The sequence below is a fragment of the Devosia rhizoryzae genome, assembly GCF_016698665.1.
GTDB classification, from domain to species: domain Bacteria; phylum Pseudomonadota; class Alphaproteobacteria; order Rhizobiales; family Devosiaceae; genus Devosia; species Devosia rhizoryzae.
Genome location: NZ_CP068046.1, coordinates 2732579 through 2748566 on the forward strand (window position 1 = coordinate 2732579; position 15988 = coordinate 2748566).

At 62.5% G+C, this 15988-nt stretch carries 12 protein-coding genes; 3 read left to right on the top strand and 9 right to left on the bottom strand.

Translation table 11 applies throughout. The annotated features are described in order from the left end of the window. Positions 1–199: 199 nt before the first annotated feature. The gene (locus JI748_RS13345) at positions 200–574 is read right to left on the bottom strand and encodes a hypothetical protein (protein ID WP_201631494.1); all 375 of its coding nucleotides are present in this window, start codon (positions 572–574) and stop codon (positions 200–202) included. Positions 575–818: 244 nt separating this feature from the next. Between JI748_RS13345 and JI748_RS13350 the strand changes: the two genes are divergently transcribed. Beyond that, a complete protein-coding gene (locus JI748_RS13350; RefSeq protein WP_201631496.1) occupies positions 819–1409 on the top strand; it encodes a DUF1236 domain-containing protein in 591 nt (196 codons plus the stop codon). Positions 1410–1444: 35 nt separating this feature from the next. On the opposite strand, the gene JI748_RS13355 is transcribed toward JI748_RS13350, so the two are convergent. From JI748_RS13355 to JI748_RS13380, 8 genes are all read right to left on the bottom strand, one after another. Continuing rightward, on the bottom strand, positions 1445–1933 hold the full coding sequence (locus JI748_RS13355) for an MgtC/SapB family protein (protein WP_201631498.1): 489 nt from the start codon (positions 1931–1933) through the stop codon (positions 1445–1447). 60 nt (positions 1934–1993) lie between these two features. Then, positions 1994–2806, bottom strand: a complete 813-nt coding sequence (locus tag JI748_RS13360) for a glycosyl hydrolase 53 family protein (RefSeq protein ID WP_201631500.1) — start codon at positions 2804–2806, stop codon at positions 1994–1996. 175 nt (positions 2807–2981) lie between these two features. Further along, positions 2982–5279, bottom strand: a complete 2298-nt coding sequence (locus tag JI748_RS13365; protein WP_201631502.1) for a glycosyltransferase family 4 protein — start codon at positions 5277–5279, stop codon at positions 2982–2984. Further along, positions 5276–6370, bottom strand: coding sequence for a zinc-dependent alcohol dehydrogenase (locus tag JI748_RS17560; RefSeq protein WP_325166877.1), 1095 nt, complete (start codon positions 6368–6370; stop codon positions 5276–5278). Before JI748_RS17560 ends, JI748_RS13365 begins: the two co-directional genes overlap by 4 nt. Positions 6371–6376: 6 nt before the next feature. Continuing rightward, a complete protein-coding gene (locus JI748_RS17565) occupies positions 6377–7351 on the bottom strand; it encodes a Gfo/Idh/MocA family protein (RefSeq protein WP_325166878.1) in 975 nt (324 codons plus the stop codon). Next, positions 7348–8451, bottom strand: coding sequence for a glycosyltransferase family 4 protein (locus JI748_RS17570; protein WP_325166879.1), 1104 nt, complete (start codon positions 8449–8451; stop codon positions 7348–7350). The genes JI748_RS17565 and JI748_RS17570 overlap by 4 nt, the downstream gene beginning before the upstream one ends. After that, complete coding sequence (gene glf, locus JI748_RS13375; RefSeq protein WP_201637342.1) at positions 8448–10661, bottom strand: UDP-galactopyranose mutase; 2214 nt, start codon at positions 10659–10661, stop codon at positions 8448–8450. Before glf ends, JI748_RS17570 begins: the two co-directional genes overlap by 4 nt. Before the next feature lie 115 nt (positions 10662–10776). Further along, on the bottom strand, positions 10777–11898 hold the full coding sequence (locus JI748_RS13380; protein ID WP_233280522.1) for a glycosyltransferase family 4 protein: 1122 nt from the start codon (positions 11896–11898) through the stop codon (positions 10777–10779). A gap of 221 nt (positions 11899–12119) precedes the next feature. On the opposite strand from JI748_RS13380, the gene JI748_RS13385 reads away from it, so the two are divergent. Both JI748_RS13385 and JI748_RS13390 read left to right on the top strand, forming a co-directional pair. Further along, positions 12120–12506, top strand: coding sequence for a response regulator (locus JI748_RS13385; protein WP_201631506.1), 387 nt, complete (start codon positions 12120–12122; stop codon positions 12504–12506). A gap of 113 nt (positions 12507–12619) precedes the next feature. Beyond that, positions 12620–15964 (top strand): response regulator, encoded by a 3345-nt coding sequence (locus JI748_RS13390; protein ID WP_201637350.1) that lies wholly within the window; start codon positions 12620–12622, stop codon positions 15962–15964. The last annotated feature ends 24 nt before the right edge of the window (positions 15965–15988 follow it).

Consider the following 15988-nt stretch of genomic DNA (forward strand, 5'->3'; position numbering starts at 1 on the left):
GTGTCCCCCCGCATGCCCGAATCACAAAGACCATACCGGCCACCGATTCCAGGCAAAAGAGTCTTCGTGGCTGTGCGTTGCGGGCAAATCCGCATCTCGCCCCTTGACCCATGAACGAAACAGAAACCTTTACAAACGGTAAAAGCGCGTCGGGTTTTGATCAGGGTTTTTTATCGGTTCGCGATCGCCAAGCGCCCCCTCACCGGTCCTCGGGTTCACAGCCGATCCCGTCGCCATCCTTGTCGAGGTTAAAGATATCGGCCCCGGCCAGCGCGACTTCGCCCGCGAAACTATCGCAGTCTAGGTCCGCCGATGATGTCACCATGGGTCCGGGAAGCGGCGCCGAATAGATGACCTGGGTCGAGACCGGTGGCAGCGACGCGCCCGGCATGGCGAGGAAGGACGGCAGCCCTTCTACCGGCACAAAGGTCTGCGGCGAGGTTGGGAAGACGTAAACAACGGTGGTCGGGCCGCCGCTGGTGACGATGGTGGGCACTACCTCATCGGAAAATGCCGGGGAGGCGGCGGCAAGAGCGACGGCGGCGATCAGAGGCAAGGCTTTGGTCAAGGTCATGATGAACTCCATTGCTGCCCCACTGCCCGTGACAACGCAGGCTTCCGCTGTCCGGGTCCCCGGGCATTTGCATCAAATGCCGGCTAGTCCTCTTCCAGTCCATGGCCCGGGATGACAACAGCCTTACCGCTTCGGTAATCGAAAAGTAATAGCGATTTCAAATGCTTAGACGGAACACTGTGGGCCAAAGCGCGTTCTTCCGGCATCGCAAACCAAGGAGGCGGCCCGTGGAGGCCGTAAGGATATGCGCAACAAGCTTTCTACCGCTCTCGCAGTGATTATGGCCCTCAGCTCGTCTGCGGCCATGGCGCAAACGTCGACGTCGACCACTACAACCACCAATGGCGGCGCGGCTGCGCAGACCGGTTCGACCAGCACCGATGCCGGCGCCACGACCGGTACCGAAACCAGCACCACAACCGACGCCGGTGCGACGGACGCGAATGCAACGGCAACGACCGGCGCCGATGCAGACACGTCCACCGAGGCCGGTGCTGACGGTGCTGCCACGACCAACACCGACGGCGCTGCCACCGCTGGCCCCGCTGCGGGGGCAAGCACCGACGTAAACGTCGAGGTCACGACCGAGCAGCAGACCGAGATCCGCACGGCGATCACCGAAGTGCAGGTTGAGCCCGTTACCGTCTCGTCGATCGACTTCGACATTTCGATCGGCGTCGCCGTGCCGCAGCGCATCACCCTGCAGCCGCTGCCGGTTCGCATCGTCAAGCTCGTTCCGGCCTATGAAGGTTATCTCTTCTTCCTGCTCGATGACGGCCGCATCGTCATCGTCAACCCCGATAGCCTCAAGATCGTGTTGGTCATCAACGCTTAAGAACCCGAGGGGCCCGGCACTGCCGGGCCTCTTTCTTATTGGCTGTCGCTGTCGCCGGCTTTTGCCGGCAAGACCATCGGCACTGCGGCCAGAATGATCAGGATGATCACGGCCGAGAGCACCGCCGTGGCCTCCAGCCCGAGGCCGGCGATGACGCCGATGCCCGCCGTCGCCCAGATATTGGCCGCCGTCGTCAGCCCCTCGACCTGGTTCTTGGCGGTGCGCACGATGATCGCGCCGGCACCCAGAAAGCCAATGCCCTGCACAATGCCCTGCAGCACGCGCGACAGGTCGCCAATCTCCATCCCCGCCTGGCTTGGACCGATGACGAACAGCGCGGCCCCGACCGCCACCAGCATATGGGTGCGGACGCCAGCGCTGCGCCCCTTGCGCTCGCGTTCATAGCCCAGGATGCCGCCGAGCAAAGCTGCAAGTGCAAGACGCATGGTGATGCGCGTCAGTGTTCCGACATCGGGCACGTCGGAAAATTCGCTCACGGCCGTGGACCAGACTTCGTTCAGCATGCTGTTCTCCTCATCACTGCCCGTTCTGGCATGGCACTGCCCGAGCGTGCATGCAATCGGCTAGGCGGCTTGCTCCAGCAAAGCAGTGGATAGCGCGGGATCGACCCCGCCATCCATGCGGATCAATCCGTGGCTCCAGCGGTTGCGCGAATGCGGACGCTGCCAGGGCGGGCAATCGATGATCGGGTACCAGCAGATGCCCGCCATTTCGACGCCCTTGGCCTCGGCCTCGGCAACCTGGGCTTGCACATGATGGAGCCAGGCCGCCTTGTTGAAGCCGGGATGGCGCTGATGGTGAATGCGATGCCCATCGTGCCAGCTGGTTTCGGCCAGAAGGATCGGCTTTCCATAGCGGCGCCAGGTCTTGAGCAGGACTTTGAGCAGCGAGGTCCGTGCGGTATGCGGGTAATAATTGACCCCGACCACATCGACTAGGCCGGCCTGCACCAGCCGGTCGGTGGCCGCAAACTGCCGCTCGCCGATGCCGGTGATCGGATCGGTGGACAGCACGCGGACGTCGGGGTGATGATCCTTGGCGACGCGCGCCATAGTGATGGCGAGATCGATTGCGTGCTCCCGGGCCATCCCGGCCAGCATCGGATAGATCATCGGTTCGTTGACCGGGCAGATCCAGAAGGGCTGATCGTTCCTTGCCGCCTCGGCACAACGGCGCGCGTGCCCGACCGGGTCTGGTGGCGGATCGTAATGGTTGAGGTCCCAGATGATCTGAAGTCCGGCCGCCTCAGCGATCTGCAAGCGCGGCGCGGGGTCATGACGCCAGGGCAGCCCGTCGCGGCCGGCAAGGAGGCCATGGCGACGCGCAAGAGCGTAGTGATCTCCCATGCGCTCATGCGGCAGGTGCCTGGTGGTCACCAAAAGATCATGACCATTCCAGCCCAGGAACCCGCACTCAAAGCCCGCCAAAAGCTTCGAGGCGAAGCCCGAGCGTGGTGGCGGCGGCGCCTCCAGCGCGTCGAAATAGTCGAAGAGATCGGTTTGCAGGACAGAAAGAATCGCTGTTGCTCCTTGACCGGAACAAACAGCGAAACTATGCGTCTGCCAAGTGCTCTATTGCCGCTGCCACTTCACGATCGGCTTGCTCGACCCTGGGCCGCAGATACGCGTCGTGTATGCGCTGCGCCCGTGCCAGCTCGTCGGCAAGCGGCTGATAAACGCCCCGTCGACCGTTGGCCCATTGCTGTTCCAGCAGACCGTTCTGGCAGGGCCGGTCGTCGTCCCAGCCGAAATGGTTGAGCACGGGGTAAAGGCAGAGCCCTTCCATCGGCACACCCTTGGCGCGGGCCAGTTCCAGTTCGGCCGCGACATAGGCCAGCCAGGCTGGGCGCCGGTCGAACTCGATGCCGGTTTCAGCCAGAAGGATGGGCCTGCCGTAGCGGCCGTAGATTTCCATCAGCAGGCGATGGAGCGAGCGATAGAGCGGGTGGCCGATATCGATCGGCGGGCCGCCATGGATCCACTGGTTGTTGAAGTAGTAATTGACCCCGACGATATCGAGCAGGTCCGGCTGGCCGCCCAGTTGCGGCCAGGCATGGCCGGCGATCATGTCCCAGGATTGATACTGCGCCTGGCGGTGCCCTTCGGCCGCCCAGAATTCGTGACGTCGGCCGGGATCGGTGATGACGTTGATGGCGGGATCGGCATGAACGAAGCGGGCGCGCGGATCGACATCGCGGATGGCATGCATGGCCGCGATCGAGGCGCGGACCAGCTGCACCTTGAGTTCATAGCCACGGCCATTGGCGAAGGGATTGAGATAGCCCGCATCGCCGCCGCCCCAGGCCGAGAACGACACCTCGTTGACCGGGCAATAAAAGGGCACGTCGTCGCTCTGCTCACGCACCCGCTGTGCAGCGGCGCGGGCAAAACGGGCGAAACGGTCGACGAATTGGGGGCGCCAGATATCGATGTCATCAGGCCAACCATAATGGAACAGATCCCAGATGACCTGCGTGCCGGCCGCCTTAGCTGCGCTGAGCATGGGGTCGATGCTGGACCAATCATAGCTTCCCGGCGAGCTCTCGATCAGGTGCCAACGGAAGCCGTCGCGCACCGTGCGAATGCCGAGCTTGCCCAGTTGCCGGTAGTCAGCCTCGGCATAAAGGTCGTGCTTGCTGGAATCGATGATATCGAGACGCCGGCCATAACGCAGCCGGTGGGTCGAGCATTCGAAGCCGCCCTGCCAATAGGAGCGAAAGATCTTTGGGGCCGGTGCCGGCACCCGTTCGGCCATGACCGCGTCGAAGAGCTCGGCCCATTGCGGCAGGACAGCCTGGATACTGTACCGTGTTTCGACCGAGCGGCGCAGCGCGCTGCCAAGCTGGTGGCGCAGCTTGGAGCTGTCGATCAGCCTCAGCATAGACTTGGCCACGTCTGCCGGGCTTTCATGCGGCACGAAGAGGCCGGACACGCCTTCTTCGATTTGCTGCAGCGCGCCGTTGTCGGGCGTCGCGATCACGGGCAGGCTCGCCGCACCGGCTTCGGCAATCACATGCGGCATGCCTTCGCCGCGCGACAGCCAGACGAAAATGTCGAGCGCCATCAAAATGGCCGGGACATCGGAGCGGTCGCCCAAAAAGCGCAGATTGGCTTCGAGCTTACGCTCGTGCGTAAGTGTGTGGAGCTGATCGGCATAGTGCGGCATGAAGGCGTCTGGGCCGCCCACTATGAGGAACTGCGCTCCTGGACGCTGTTGATGAACGATCGCGGCAGCTTCGATGAAGTCTTCGACGCGCTTCTTGCTGTCCAGTCGACCGACCCAGCCGATCAGGGGGACATCGGCGGCGATGCCCAATTCGGCCCGTAAGCGGCTGCGGTCTTCGGCGTGAAAGGCACCGAGATCGACCATGGAGGGGATTTCGAGCGCATGGTGTTCGCGGCCGGCCATTTTGCCGGCAGCGGCATCGCGGATGGTCTTGCAGACGCCGACATAGCGATTGGTGAAATGCTTAGGGCCCGCCAGCGCTTCGGAAACGAGCCCGCCATGTTCGATCAGCGGCGGACGCAGATGCGCCCGCTCGAGTGCGGGATAGATATCTGCAACGTTCTGGCAGGAAACGACGATGTCGTAATCGGCCACCTTACGCGACAGGTAGTCGATCGTGTCTTCGAAGGAGAGCCCATAGGGCACCGTATCGACATTGACGCCCAGATGGCGAAGCTGATCGTGGCTTTGCTCCGGCATGCCGTCCTTGCGGAAGCAGGCGACCACATCGATGCGGTATTTTGTGCGATCGAGATGCTCGGCAAGGAGCCGCACTTCAGTCTCCTCGCCGCCAACGACGAGCCAGGCAAAAACGAAAAGGATGCGCGTCGGTTCGCTGCTCACTCGGCCACCTGGAAGACGATCTGCATGAATTCGGGGCGGCGCTGCACCAGTTCACCCAAGAATGCCGGCCCATCGTCGAAGCGCACGATATGGGTAATCACCTCGCGCAAGACGGTCGGCTGCTCTTTGCGCAGCATGGAAACGGTTTCCGCTCCGAGGCGGCGCCGGTCCCAGAGGTGACCGAGCCCGCGCGGCACGCGATTGATCTGCGCGCAGCGGATTGCCAGGCCGTTGTGGTGGAATTCTTCGCCGAGGCGGAGGTCGTCGGCGCCGCCCTGGTAGAAGGCCAGATCGATCACCGTGCCCTGTGGCCTCAGCGCACGCAGCGCGGAGTGAAGGCTGCCGGAATGGGCGCGGGTCTGAAACACGAAGTCCGCGCCGCGCTCGCCGCCGCTGTGCCAATGGGTGCGGGCATAGTGCCAGGCGTCGTCCTCGTGCATGGCAAGAAAACCCATGGCCTCGAGACGCTCGCGCCGCCAGGGCGAAGGATCGGCGACCAGCACTTCGGAGGCGCCGGCCTGGCGCGCGAACAGTGCCGTCATCAGCCCGACGGCACCGGCGCCGATCACCAGCACCGGCTTGTCGGTCAACGATTGGCCGAGGCGCGTCACCTGGGTGCCGAAATGCTCGGCATCGGCATGAAGAATGCCATTAGCGGCGATCGGGCCCATTTGCGCGACAAACACGCCGAGCACCGGGTCTAGGTCGTCGGGCATCGGGATCAGGACGTCGCGGCTGGGGTCGGCCGTGTGGCCTGTCTTGTGCCCGAAGGTGGTCGCCAGGATCTGGCCGCGATGGAAAGCCGGGTCGCGGCTATCGACGACGCGTGCGACTTCCATATAGCCCAGGAACGGGACCGGGAAGTGAAGGCTCGGCTCTCCCGGCACGAAGACCCCGCGATCGCCATCCCAGCGGGAATGGAAATAGGGGTTGGTGTGCTTCATGAAGGTCAGCTCGGTGCCGGCAGAAAAGCCGGTATAGAGCGTTTCGAGCCGTACATGGCCGTGCGCCGGATCTCCCTCATTATAGGAGATGATCGAGGCCTGGCCCTCGCGTTCGATGCCGAGGGAGCGAATTTGTCGTTCGGACATCTGGGCCTACTTACCGGCAGGAATGTCGATGGCACGGCCTTCGCGGGCGGACTGGTTGATGGCCAGTGCCACGCGATGGGTCTTGAGCGCCTCGCCGTAAGAACAGCGGATGCGATTGGGCTCGCCGCGCACCGCGTCGATGAAATCGCGATCTTCGCGCCAGACCGGATCGCCCTGCGCATGCTGCACCGGGCGACCGGCGCCGACATCGATCATGATGTCATGGTCGGTCAGTTCCAAAGCCAGGCCTTCGCCGAAGACATGGAGGCCGACGCGGTGGCCCCAGTTGAGGAGGCAGGTGGAGGCAAGATTGCCGATGGCACCATTGGCGAAGCGCAGGCTTGCCGTGCTGGCCGTCGCGACATCGAGGCCCGGAAACTGCTCGCGGTCCTTGTGCCCGGCAAGGCCAAAAACCTGGGTCACGTCGCCGGCAAGATAGCGTGCGAGATCGATGATATGGGTCGTTTGCTCGACCATCTGACCGCCGGACTGGTCCTGATGCCACCACCATTGCGGCGGCGGCGTTGAATCAAGCCAATAACCTGACAACAGCTGCGGCGGGCGGTCAGCGAGGCGCCGGCGGGCTTCCTCGACGGTGTCGATATAGCGCCAGTGATAGCCGACGGCGGTGACAAGATCGGCCGCTTCCACCTGAGAGGCAACGTCTTCGGCAATGTCGATATCGAGCGAGAGCGGCTTTTCGACAAAGAAGGGCAGGCCGCGCGCAATTGCCAGCCGTTCGGGTTCGCCATGCGCAAACGGCGGGATGCAGATGTAAACTGCGTCAAGATTGGGATCGTCGAGCAACTCTGCGAAGTTTCCATACGCACGTGCCCCAAAGCGGCCTGCGGACTGCACCGCGCGGTCGACATCGGGATCGGCAAAGCCCACGAGCTCGACATCGTCAAGTTGTTCGAGCACGCCGAGATGGCGCTGGGCGATGCCGCCCGCGCCGATAAAGCCGAGACGTGTCTTGTTCATAGTTGTGCGCCTCGTTGTCCGGGTCGTTTGATCAATGTCTGGTAGATGGCCGAGGTCTCGTCAGCCATGCGCTGCGCCGTGAACCGCTCGGCAAAGCGGGCCTTCGAGCCCTCCCCTGCCGTCTTGGCAAGCGTTGCATCCGTCAAGGCGTCGATGATGCCGGCGCTGAGAGCTTCCGCATCGCCGGGAGCGACGAGGAATGCATGCTCGCTACCCAGCGCCTCCACATTGCCGCCTGCCGTCGTCGCAACGATCGGCAAGCCGGCAGAAGCTGCTTCCAGCAGCGCCAGCGACAGGCCCTCGAAATGCGAGGGCAGAACGAAAACGTCGGCTGCGGCCAGGAGGTCTGCCACGTCGGTGCGGTGACCGAGAAGTTTCACCCTCTCGGCAAGCCCAGCCTCGGCGATCGCCGCTTCGATGGCGGCTGCCTCGGGTCCGGTCCCGACCAGAGCAAACCTGGTCCGTGGCTCTTGCTGCAACACCGTAGCCGCTGCCTCGACCAGGAGGTCATAGCCCTTTTGCGCCGTGAACCGGGCGATGGTCAGCACCAGCTTTTCACCGGCACCAACGCCAAGGCCGGCACGAACTTCGTCCCGCCCCTGCGTCGCAACCTTGGGCATGACCCCATTGCGCACGGTGCGAATAGCGCCCCTGCCTTTGCCGGCATGCGTTTGCGCCACGGCATTGGACACAGCGATACGGCTATCGACCGAGAGCAGCATGGCGCGATATTCGGCCTGCTGCACGACATCGGTCAAAAGATACGGCAGATGCTCGGTGCGCACCACCGGCGCCCCGGCGGCATGCGCTGCACGCACCAGGCCATGACCCTCCCAGCCGATGCCGGCATGGACATGGACGAGGTCGGGTTCATAACTCGCGAGCCAGTTCCGAAACGCGTCCATTCGACCCAGATCGAAGCGCTTGATGCGAAGGCCAAGCTCGGCCGCCTCGCTCAGCAGTTTGTTACCACCTTCCCCCTCGGGCGCGGCGATAAGGATGTCAAAATCGGCGGCAAGCGTGGCGCCAAGTGTTAGCATATGCGCGCCCATGCCGGACGGCTCGGTGCTGTCGGTCACCAGAACGATACGCTGCTTCACGCCGTCACCGCCGCCTGTTCGCGCGCTTCGGTCGCAGTGGTCATGCGACGATAGGTGGCGAGCGCCTGACCCACGACCTGATCCATGTTGTAGTAGCGATAGGTGCCAAGCCGGCCGACAAACGTGACGTTCCCCTGCTCCTTGGCCAGCGCCTCATATTGCTTGTAAAGCGCCGCATTTTCGGGCCGAGGAATGGGGTAATAGGGATCGCCGTCGGCTTGCGGAAACTCGTAAGTAATGCTGGTTTTCTGATGCACCTGGCCCGTCAGGTGCTTGTATTCGGTGATACGAGTATAGGGCACCGAAGGGTCCGGATAGTTGACCACTGCAACCGGCTGGAAGCGGCGCTGGTTCAGCGTCTCATGCTGGAAGCGCAGGCTGCGGTAAGGCAGCTTTCCGAAGCGATGGCCAAAATATTCGTCGATCGGACCGGTATAAATGATCTTGGGCGCAGTCTGGTCGGCAGCAAGGTCCTGGTAGTCGACGCCCAGCGCCAGCTCGATATTGTCGTGATCAAGCATGTTTTCGAACATGGCCGTATAGCCATGCAGCGGCATGGCTTGGAAGCTGTCGAGGAAGTAGCGGTCGTCGTCATTGAAGCGTGTTGGCACGCGGGCGGTTACCGCCTTGTCGAGTTCGCTCGGATCGATGCCCCACTGCTTGCGTGAATAGCCCTCGAAGAAGGTGCGATAAAGCTCCGTGCCGACCTGGTTGATCACCACGTCGCGCGAGGTGCGGATGGTCTCGATCGGCTCAGCGCGCGAGCGCAGGAAAGCTTCCGTGTCCGCATCATTGCGCAGATCAAGACCGTAGAGTGCGTTAAGCGTCGTGCGGTTGATCGGCATTGGCACAAGCTGCTGCCCCACTTGCGCCAGCACCCGGTGCTCGTAGGGGCGCCACGCTGTAAAGCGGGAGAGATAGGTGACGATGTCGTGGCTATTGGTGTGAAAGATGTGCGGCCCATATTTGTGCACCAGCACACCCGCGGCATCCTGGTGATCATAGGCATTGCCGCCGATATGGGGGCGCCGGTCGCAGAGCAAGACGCGCTTGCCAGAGCCTGCGGCCAGGCGTTCTGCCAAGACGCTGCCGGCAAGACCGGCGCCAACGATGAGATAATCATAAGGGCCCTTGCGCCCTGACCGGTGCACAGCCGGGGCAGCGGGCGGATTGTCCCGCCGATCCATGGCCTGACTCAACAGGTCGTTCATGCGGCGATGGGTTTCGTCCCAGCTCATGGAAGCGAGCTTGCGGTCCACAGCGGGCATCAAGGGCGTGATGTCGGTTGCGAGCGCGGCCTCGCAGGCTGCAACGAACGCCTCTGCCGTGTCGGCGATATGGACGGCTTCGACGTCGCCATAGGTCGCAATGACGTCGACGATAGGCGTCGAGACAACGGGCAGGCCGGCAGCGAGATATTCCGGCGTTTTGGTGGGGCTGATGAAGCGTGTCGCCTCGTTGATGGCAAAGGGCATCAGCGCCACGTCCCAGGCCGCCAGGCATCCTGGCAGGTCGGCATAGGCGCGCGGACCCATGAAATGAAGGTTCGGCACGCGCGGCAGATCATCCGGCCCGATCTTGGCCAGGGGTCCAACTATGACGATGGACCAATCCGGACGCGCACGGGCAAGCTTTTCGAGCAGCGGCAGATCGATGCGCTCGTCGATCACCCCATAGAAGCCAAGCTTCTTGCCTGGAAGCGCCGCCATTTCCGGCGCCGGCGCGATGCCGCCGCGCGCGGTTCGGAAATGGCCAAGTTCCACGCCCGAGGGGAAGAGATGGATATTATCGTGCTGGTTCTTGCGTGCCTGGTAAAGGCTCGAGCCGCCGGTCAGCACCAGATCGGCGCGCGCCATCAATTCGGCTTCCAGCTCCTTGAGACCCGCTGGGGCAAAGCGGAAATTGGCCAGCTCGTCCATGCAGTCGTAGACCACCGCTGCCGCATCAACGTGACGGGCAAAGGTGAACATTGGCGGGCTATAGAACCACAAGACGGGCTTGGTGACCTTGTTGAGCCGCATCAGCAAGTCGAGCAGATGGCGCAAGCCTTCGTTGCGGGCCGTTTCATCCCACCAATGGGGAATGCGCGGACGGACCGAGACAATCTCGGTGCCGGCATAGGGATGGTATTCGAGGTAAGGCGTGTGGTGATCGGTGGGGATGAATTCTTCGAAGAAGAAGATCTGCCGCGTGCGGCCGAAACGGTTCATCAGGTGCTGCGGACGCTGCAGCACGAAATCCCAGCGAAGATGCGAAAAACAGATCAGCGGCGTGCTGTCATTGCAGTTGAGCGACGAGGACAAGACTTGCTCGTTCATGGCGATCTCACACGAGCTCGAGTTGTGCATGCTGGGCCCGAAGCGCCGGTACGGGAGCGATCAGGTCAGCAAGCTTGGAAATGGAATGGGGCCAGGTCCAGCGATCAAGGACTGTCTGGCGGGGTGAGAAATCGCTGCGCCCAAGCGCTTCGATGATGCCCTGCTCGAACCGGTCGCCAGGCACGGCAATGCCGGTTTGCGGCAGGATATATTGGAGACCACAGCGCAATTCGGCATTCGCAACGACCGGCAGGCCCGCGAGCATATATTCGGTAAGGATCGCCGGGGCACCATCGTCGACGCCGCAGACCACGCCTACACGTGCCGCGTTCATCAGCCGGTTGACCTCGGCATGAGACACGCCGGGCGGGCCGACGAATTCGACATCGAGTCCACGCTCCGCCGCTTGGTGCCGCAAGCGGTCGCTGTCCTCGCCGTAGCCGATCACGCAGAGGGCCTTGAGCGGCCGCGGCGAACGCGCCAGCGCATTGAGCAGGACGTCGTGCCGCTTATAGGGCTGCGCCGCCGCCACATAGATGACGTCGAAGCGCTTCTCGATTTCAGCAAGGGGAAAAAAGGTCTCGGGCGACGCAAATTCAGGGCCGATCGGCATGATCGCCGTTTGCATCCCCGGATGGCGCGCCTCGACCTCATCACTCTGCCACTGCGCCCCGGTGATCACGAGATCAAAGTGCTGGCTGACCTCGGGCGGCACGCGCAAGGAAGGAGCATCGATCGAGTTGTAGATAATGAAGCTCTCGCCGCAAGCTTCCAGCAGCGCCTCGGATACGCCCAGGCCCCAAACCGCCAAAATGGCAGGGGCACCATGCTGGCGCACAAAGTCGATCATGGAATCGGAATGAAACGGAGCCTCCCCATGCATGGGAAAACTCCGCCGCGTCAGCATATCGCTCTCGCGCAGTGACGCCGGCGCGTTGCCGCGGTGGTGATGCCAGATTTCGGCAAAATCGGCCAGACCGTTGCGGACCGCAGCGAGGGGCAAGCGCTCGAGATAGCCACCAAGAACCGGCACGTTTCGCGCCGTGCTTGCCTCGGGCCTATGGGGGAGGTCTTGCGGCGTCACATAGGCCGGAGACGGCTGAGGTTCGACGAAATCACTGATGACCACGATGGCACGCGAAAGAGACGCCCCAGACTCCAAATCACCACGCTCCAAAGGGGCGACGGAGAATGCCTCGTCGCACAGAGTGTAGCCAATGGTCCAACTCGTTATTCGTTCCAGCGCCTTTCACCCATGTTTGACTATTCAAATCATCACCAATCGTCCGCCTCCGGGAACCAAAGCTGCTTCTCCTCATTCCGGTGTGTTGGTTGCTGAAGGATCGCGCGTTGATTTTAGTTGTCGAAGACGAAGCTATGGTCGCCATCTTGATCGAAGAGGCGCTCACCGACGCTGGTTACGAAGTGGCTCTTGCCTACAATGGCCCTGCGGCGATGCAGTCGATAGACACTCAGATCGATGACATGGACGCGCTGATCACCGATGTTCGGCTCGGCGGACCGATCACCGGCTGGGACGTTGCCAAGCATGCGCGGGAATTGTCCCCCGAAGTGCCGGTCATCTATGCCAGCGGCGACAGTTCAGGGGATTGGCGGCGGCACGGCGTTGAGGGCAGCATCATGCTGACAAAGCCCTATTCGATGGACCGCATCCTGGCGCTCGTCACGCAACTGGTTTCCAGCGTGCAAAAGCAAGTGCCATTGGCGGCCAGCTGAGGCTGGCGAAGCTGGTTGCCTGCCTGCTCACAGGGACAATATAAGGCTCGCAAAGGAGCCCGGCCGTGAACGACTTGACCCCGCTGCATCGTATTTTCCCTGGTGATAGCGAGATGGCGCGCTTGATGCGCGCCAAGGACTGGAGCAAGACCTCGCTGGGCAATCCGGAGGATTGGCCGCAGGCGCTCAAGGTTTCGATCGGCATCCTTCTGACTTCCAAGTTCGAGATGTGGCTGGGCTGGGGGCCGGAGGTCGCTTTTCTTTATAACGATGCCTATCGGCCGACCTTGGGCATCAAGCACCCCGACTCGCTCGCCAAACCGACCAAGGAGCTGTGGGCCGAGATCTGGGACGACATCGAAGGCCGCATCCGGACCGTCTACGAAGATGGGAAAGCCACCTGGGATCGGGCGCTGCTTCTGATCATCGAGCGCTCTGGCGTACCCGAGGAAACCTATCACACCTTTTCCTATAGCCCTGTTCTCGGAGAGGATGGGAAAACCGCCGGCTTGCTATGTGCCGTTTCGGAAGAAACACATCGCGTCATCGCCGAGCGGCGCATGGAAACGCTGCGCATGCTGTCGCAAAACCTTGCCGGCGCGACCGACAGAGCTTCGGTAATCCGCGCCGCTCGCGCCGCGCTTGGCAGCAACCTCCATGACCTGCCTTTCACCCTCACCTACCTCTTCGATGAGGATGAGGCGGACCTTGCTTTCTCGACCGGCGTTCCTGAGGGACATCCGCTGCTTGATCCGAAGCCGCTGATCGACCTTCAAAGCCGCGCCCCCCAGGATGTCAGCCGCATCTCCGTACCCATGGGCGCGTGGAACCGGCAACCGGACAATGCCATCGTCGTGCCGCTGGTTGGACAAGGCGGAGAATCGGCATTGGGGGCCATAGTGGTTGGGCTCAATGCCCTGCGGCCTTTCGACGACGACTATTACGGGTTCCTCAAACTCATGGCCGGGCAGATTTCGGCAGGCCTTTCGGGCGCTGAAGCGTTTGAATCGGAAAAACGCCGGGCGCTTGCTCTGAGCGACGCGCTGCAGATGCGTCAGGACGCTGCTGAACTGCTCGAGCAAACCAATGCCCGCCTCAGCTCGGAAGTCGATCAGCGCACCGCCGAACGCGACCGGCTTCGCTCGTTGTTCCAGCATGCGCCAAGCTTCATGTGCGTGCTCAGCGGTCCCGAGCATGTGTTCGAATTCATGAACGAGGCCTACCTGCAGCTGGTCGGGCATCGCGATCTTGTCGGCAAGACGATCCGCGAGGCCCTTCCCGATGTGCAGGGCCAGGGCTATTTCGAGATCCTCGACCAGGTCTATCGATCGGGCGAGCCCTATATCGGCCGCGACATGGCCGTCTCCGTGCAACGGCGGCCCGACGCCGCGCCCGAAGAGCGGTTCGTCAATCTCGTCTACCAGCCCATCGTCAACGACACCGGCGAGGTCACCGGCATCTTTGCCGAAGGCTATGACGTCACCCATCGCAAGCGCGCCGAAGAAGCGCTTCGACGCCTCAACGAAAGCCTTTCCTCCCAAGTGGAGGCGCGCACGCATGAGCGCGACATGACTTGGCGCATCAGCGAGGACCTGATCGTGATCTGCGGTCTGGACGGCATCTATCGCAGCGTCAATCCGGCGTGGACCACGGCTCTTGGCTATACCCAAGCCGAGCTCATCGGCATGCGTTCGGATACGCTTGTGCATCCTGACGACCTCTTGGGCCTGACGAACCAGGGCGAGCGACTCCTTGCGGGCGAAACGCTGCGCGACTTTGACCTCCGCATCCGTGCCAGGAACGGCGAATACCGCTCCTATTCCTGGACCTGCGTTCCCGAAGGCGACCAGTTTTATGGCGCTGGCCGCGACGTCACCAGCCGCAAGAACCTCGAAGAGCAGTTGCGCCGCTCCCAAAAGATGGAAGCGCTGGGGCAGCTTACGGGCGGCGTCGCGCACGACTTCAACAACCTCCTTCAGGTGATCAGCGGCAATCTTCAGCTCCTGGGCAAGGATATTGCGGGCAACCAGCGCGCCGAAACACGCGTGCAGAATGCGCTGATGGGGGTTACGCGCGGCTCCAAACTGGCCGCACAGCTGCTGGCCTTCGGACGCCGCCAGCCGCTCGAGCCCAAAGTCATCAATGTCGGCCGCTTCCTTCAGGGCATGGACGACATGCTGCGCCGCACCCTCGGTGAAGAGGTTGAGCTCGAAACCGTGGTCGCAGGTGGCCTCTGGAACACGTTGATCGACCCCAACCAGATAGAGAACGCCGTCCTCAACCTCGCCATCAACGCGCGTGACGCGATGGAAGGAACGGGCCGGCTGACTATTGAAGCCACTAATGCATCGCTGGACGATGTTTATGCCTGGAAGAACGATGCAGCGCCCGGCCAGTATGTGCTGATCGCCGTTACTGACACGGGCTCGGGCATTGCCCCCGAGGTGCTCGACAAGGTCTTCGAACCCTTCTTCAGCACCAAGCCGGAAGGCAAGGGTACAGGGCTCGGCCTTTCCATGGTTTATGGTCTCGTCAAGCAATCCAACGGTCACATCAAGATCTATAGCGAAGTCGGACACGGCACGACGGTCAAGATCTACCTGCCCCGCAGCCACGAAGCCGAAGACGTCCTCATGGACCTTCGTGCCGCACCGATCCAGGGCGGCACGGAAACGGTGCTCGTGGTCGAGGACGATGACGCGGTGCGCGAAACCACCGTTTCCCTTCTTACCGACCTTGGCTACCGGACCTTGCGGGCGCGGGATGCAGCCAGCGCCCTCACCATTATCGAAAGCGGTGCCGAGATCGACCTCGTGTTCACCGATGTGGTGATGCCAGGGCCCGTGCGCAGTCCCGAACTGGCGCGCAAGGCCAAGGAACGGCTGCCCGGCGTCGCCGTTCTCTTCACCTCCGGCTACACCGAAAACGCCATCGTCCATGGCGGGCGGCTCGATGCGGGCGTCGAGCTCCTGCCCAAGCCCTATACCCGCGAGACCCTGGCACGAAAAGTTCGTCATGTGCTCAGCAACCAGCAGCAGCGCAATGCAGCCGGTAGCGGGCATGTCCTTGCGCCGCAGAACACTTCTGGGTTTTCCGCAGCACCGGCAACGCCACGAGGTTTTCGTATCCTCCTCGTTGAAGACGATGCCCTGATCCGGTACAGCACCGCCGATATGCTGGAGAGCCTCGGTCACTCGGTGGTTGGGGTCGGCACCGGACGCCAGGCCATGGAAGCGCTGACCGGCGAAATCGATGTGCTCATGACCGATCTCGGCTTGCCGGATATGAACGGCCTCGAACTCGTAAAGGCCTGCCGCAAGCAGCAGCCGAACCTTCATGTCGTCCTTGCCACCGGCGACCATCGCGCCAACGAGGAGGCCGATGGGGCCATTGCCGTCATCAAGCCTTATACGACAGACGATCTCGACCGCGCCCTCAAAGCGCTGGTAAGGGTGTGAGGGGACACTCGTTAGGGCCGCGGT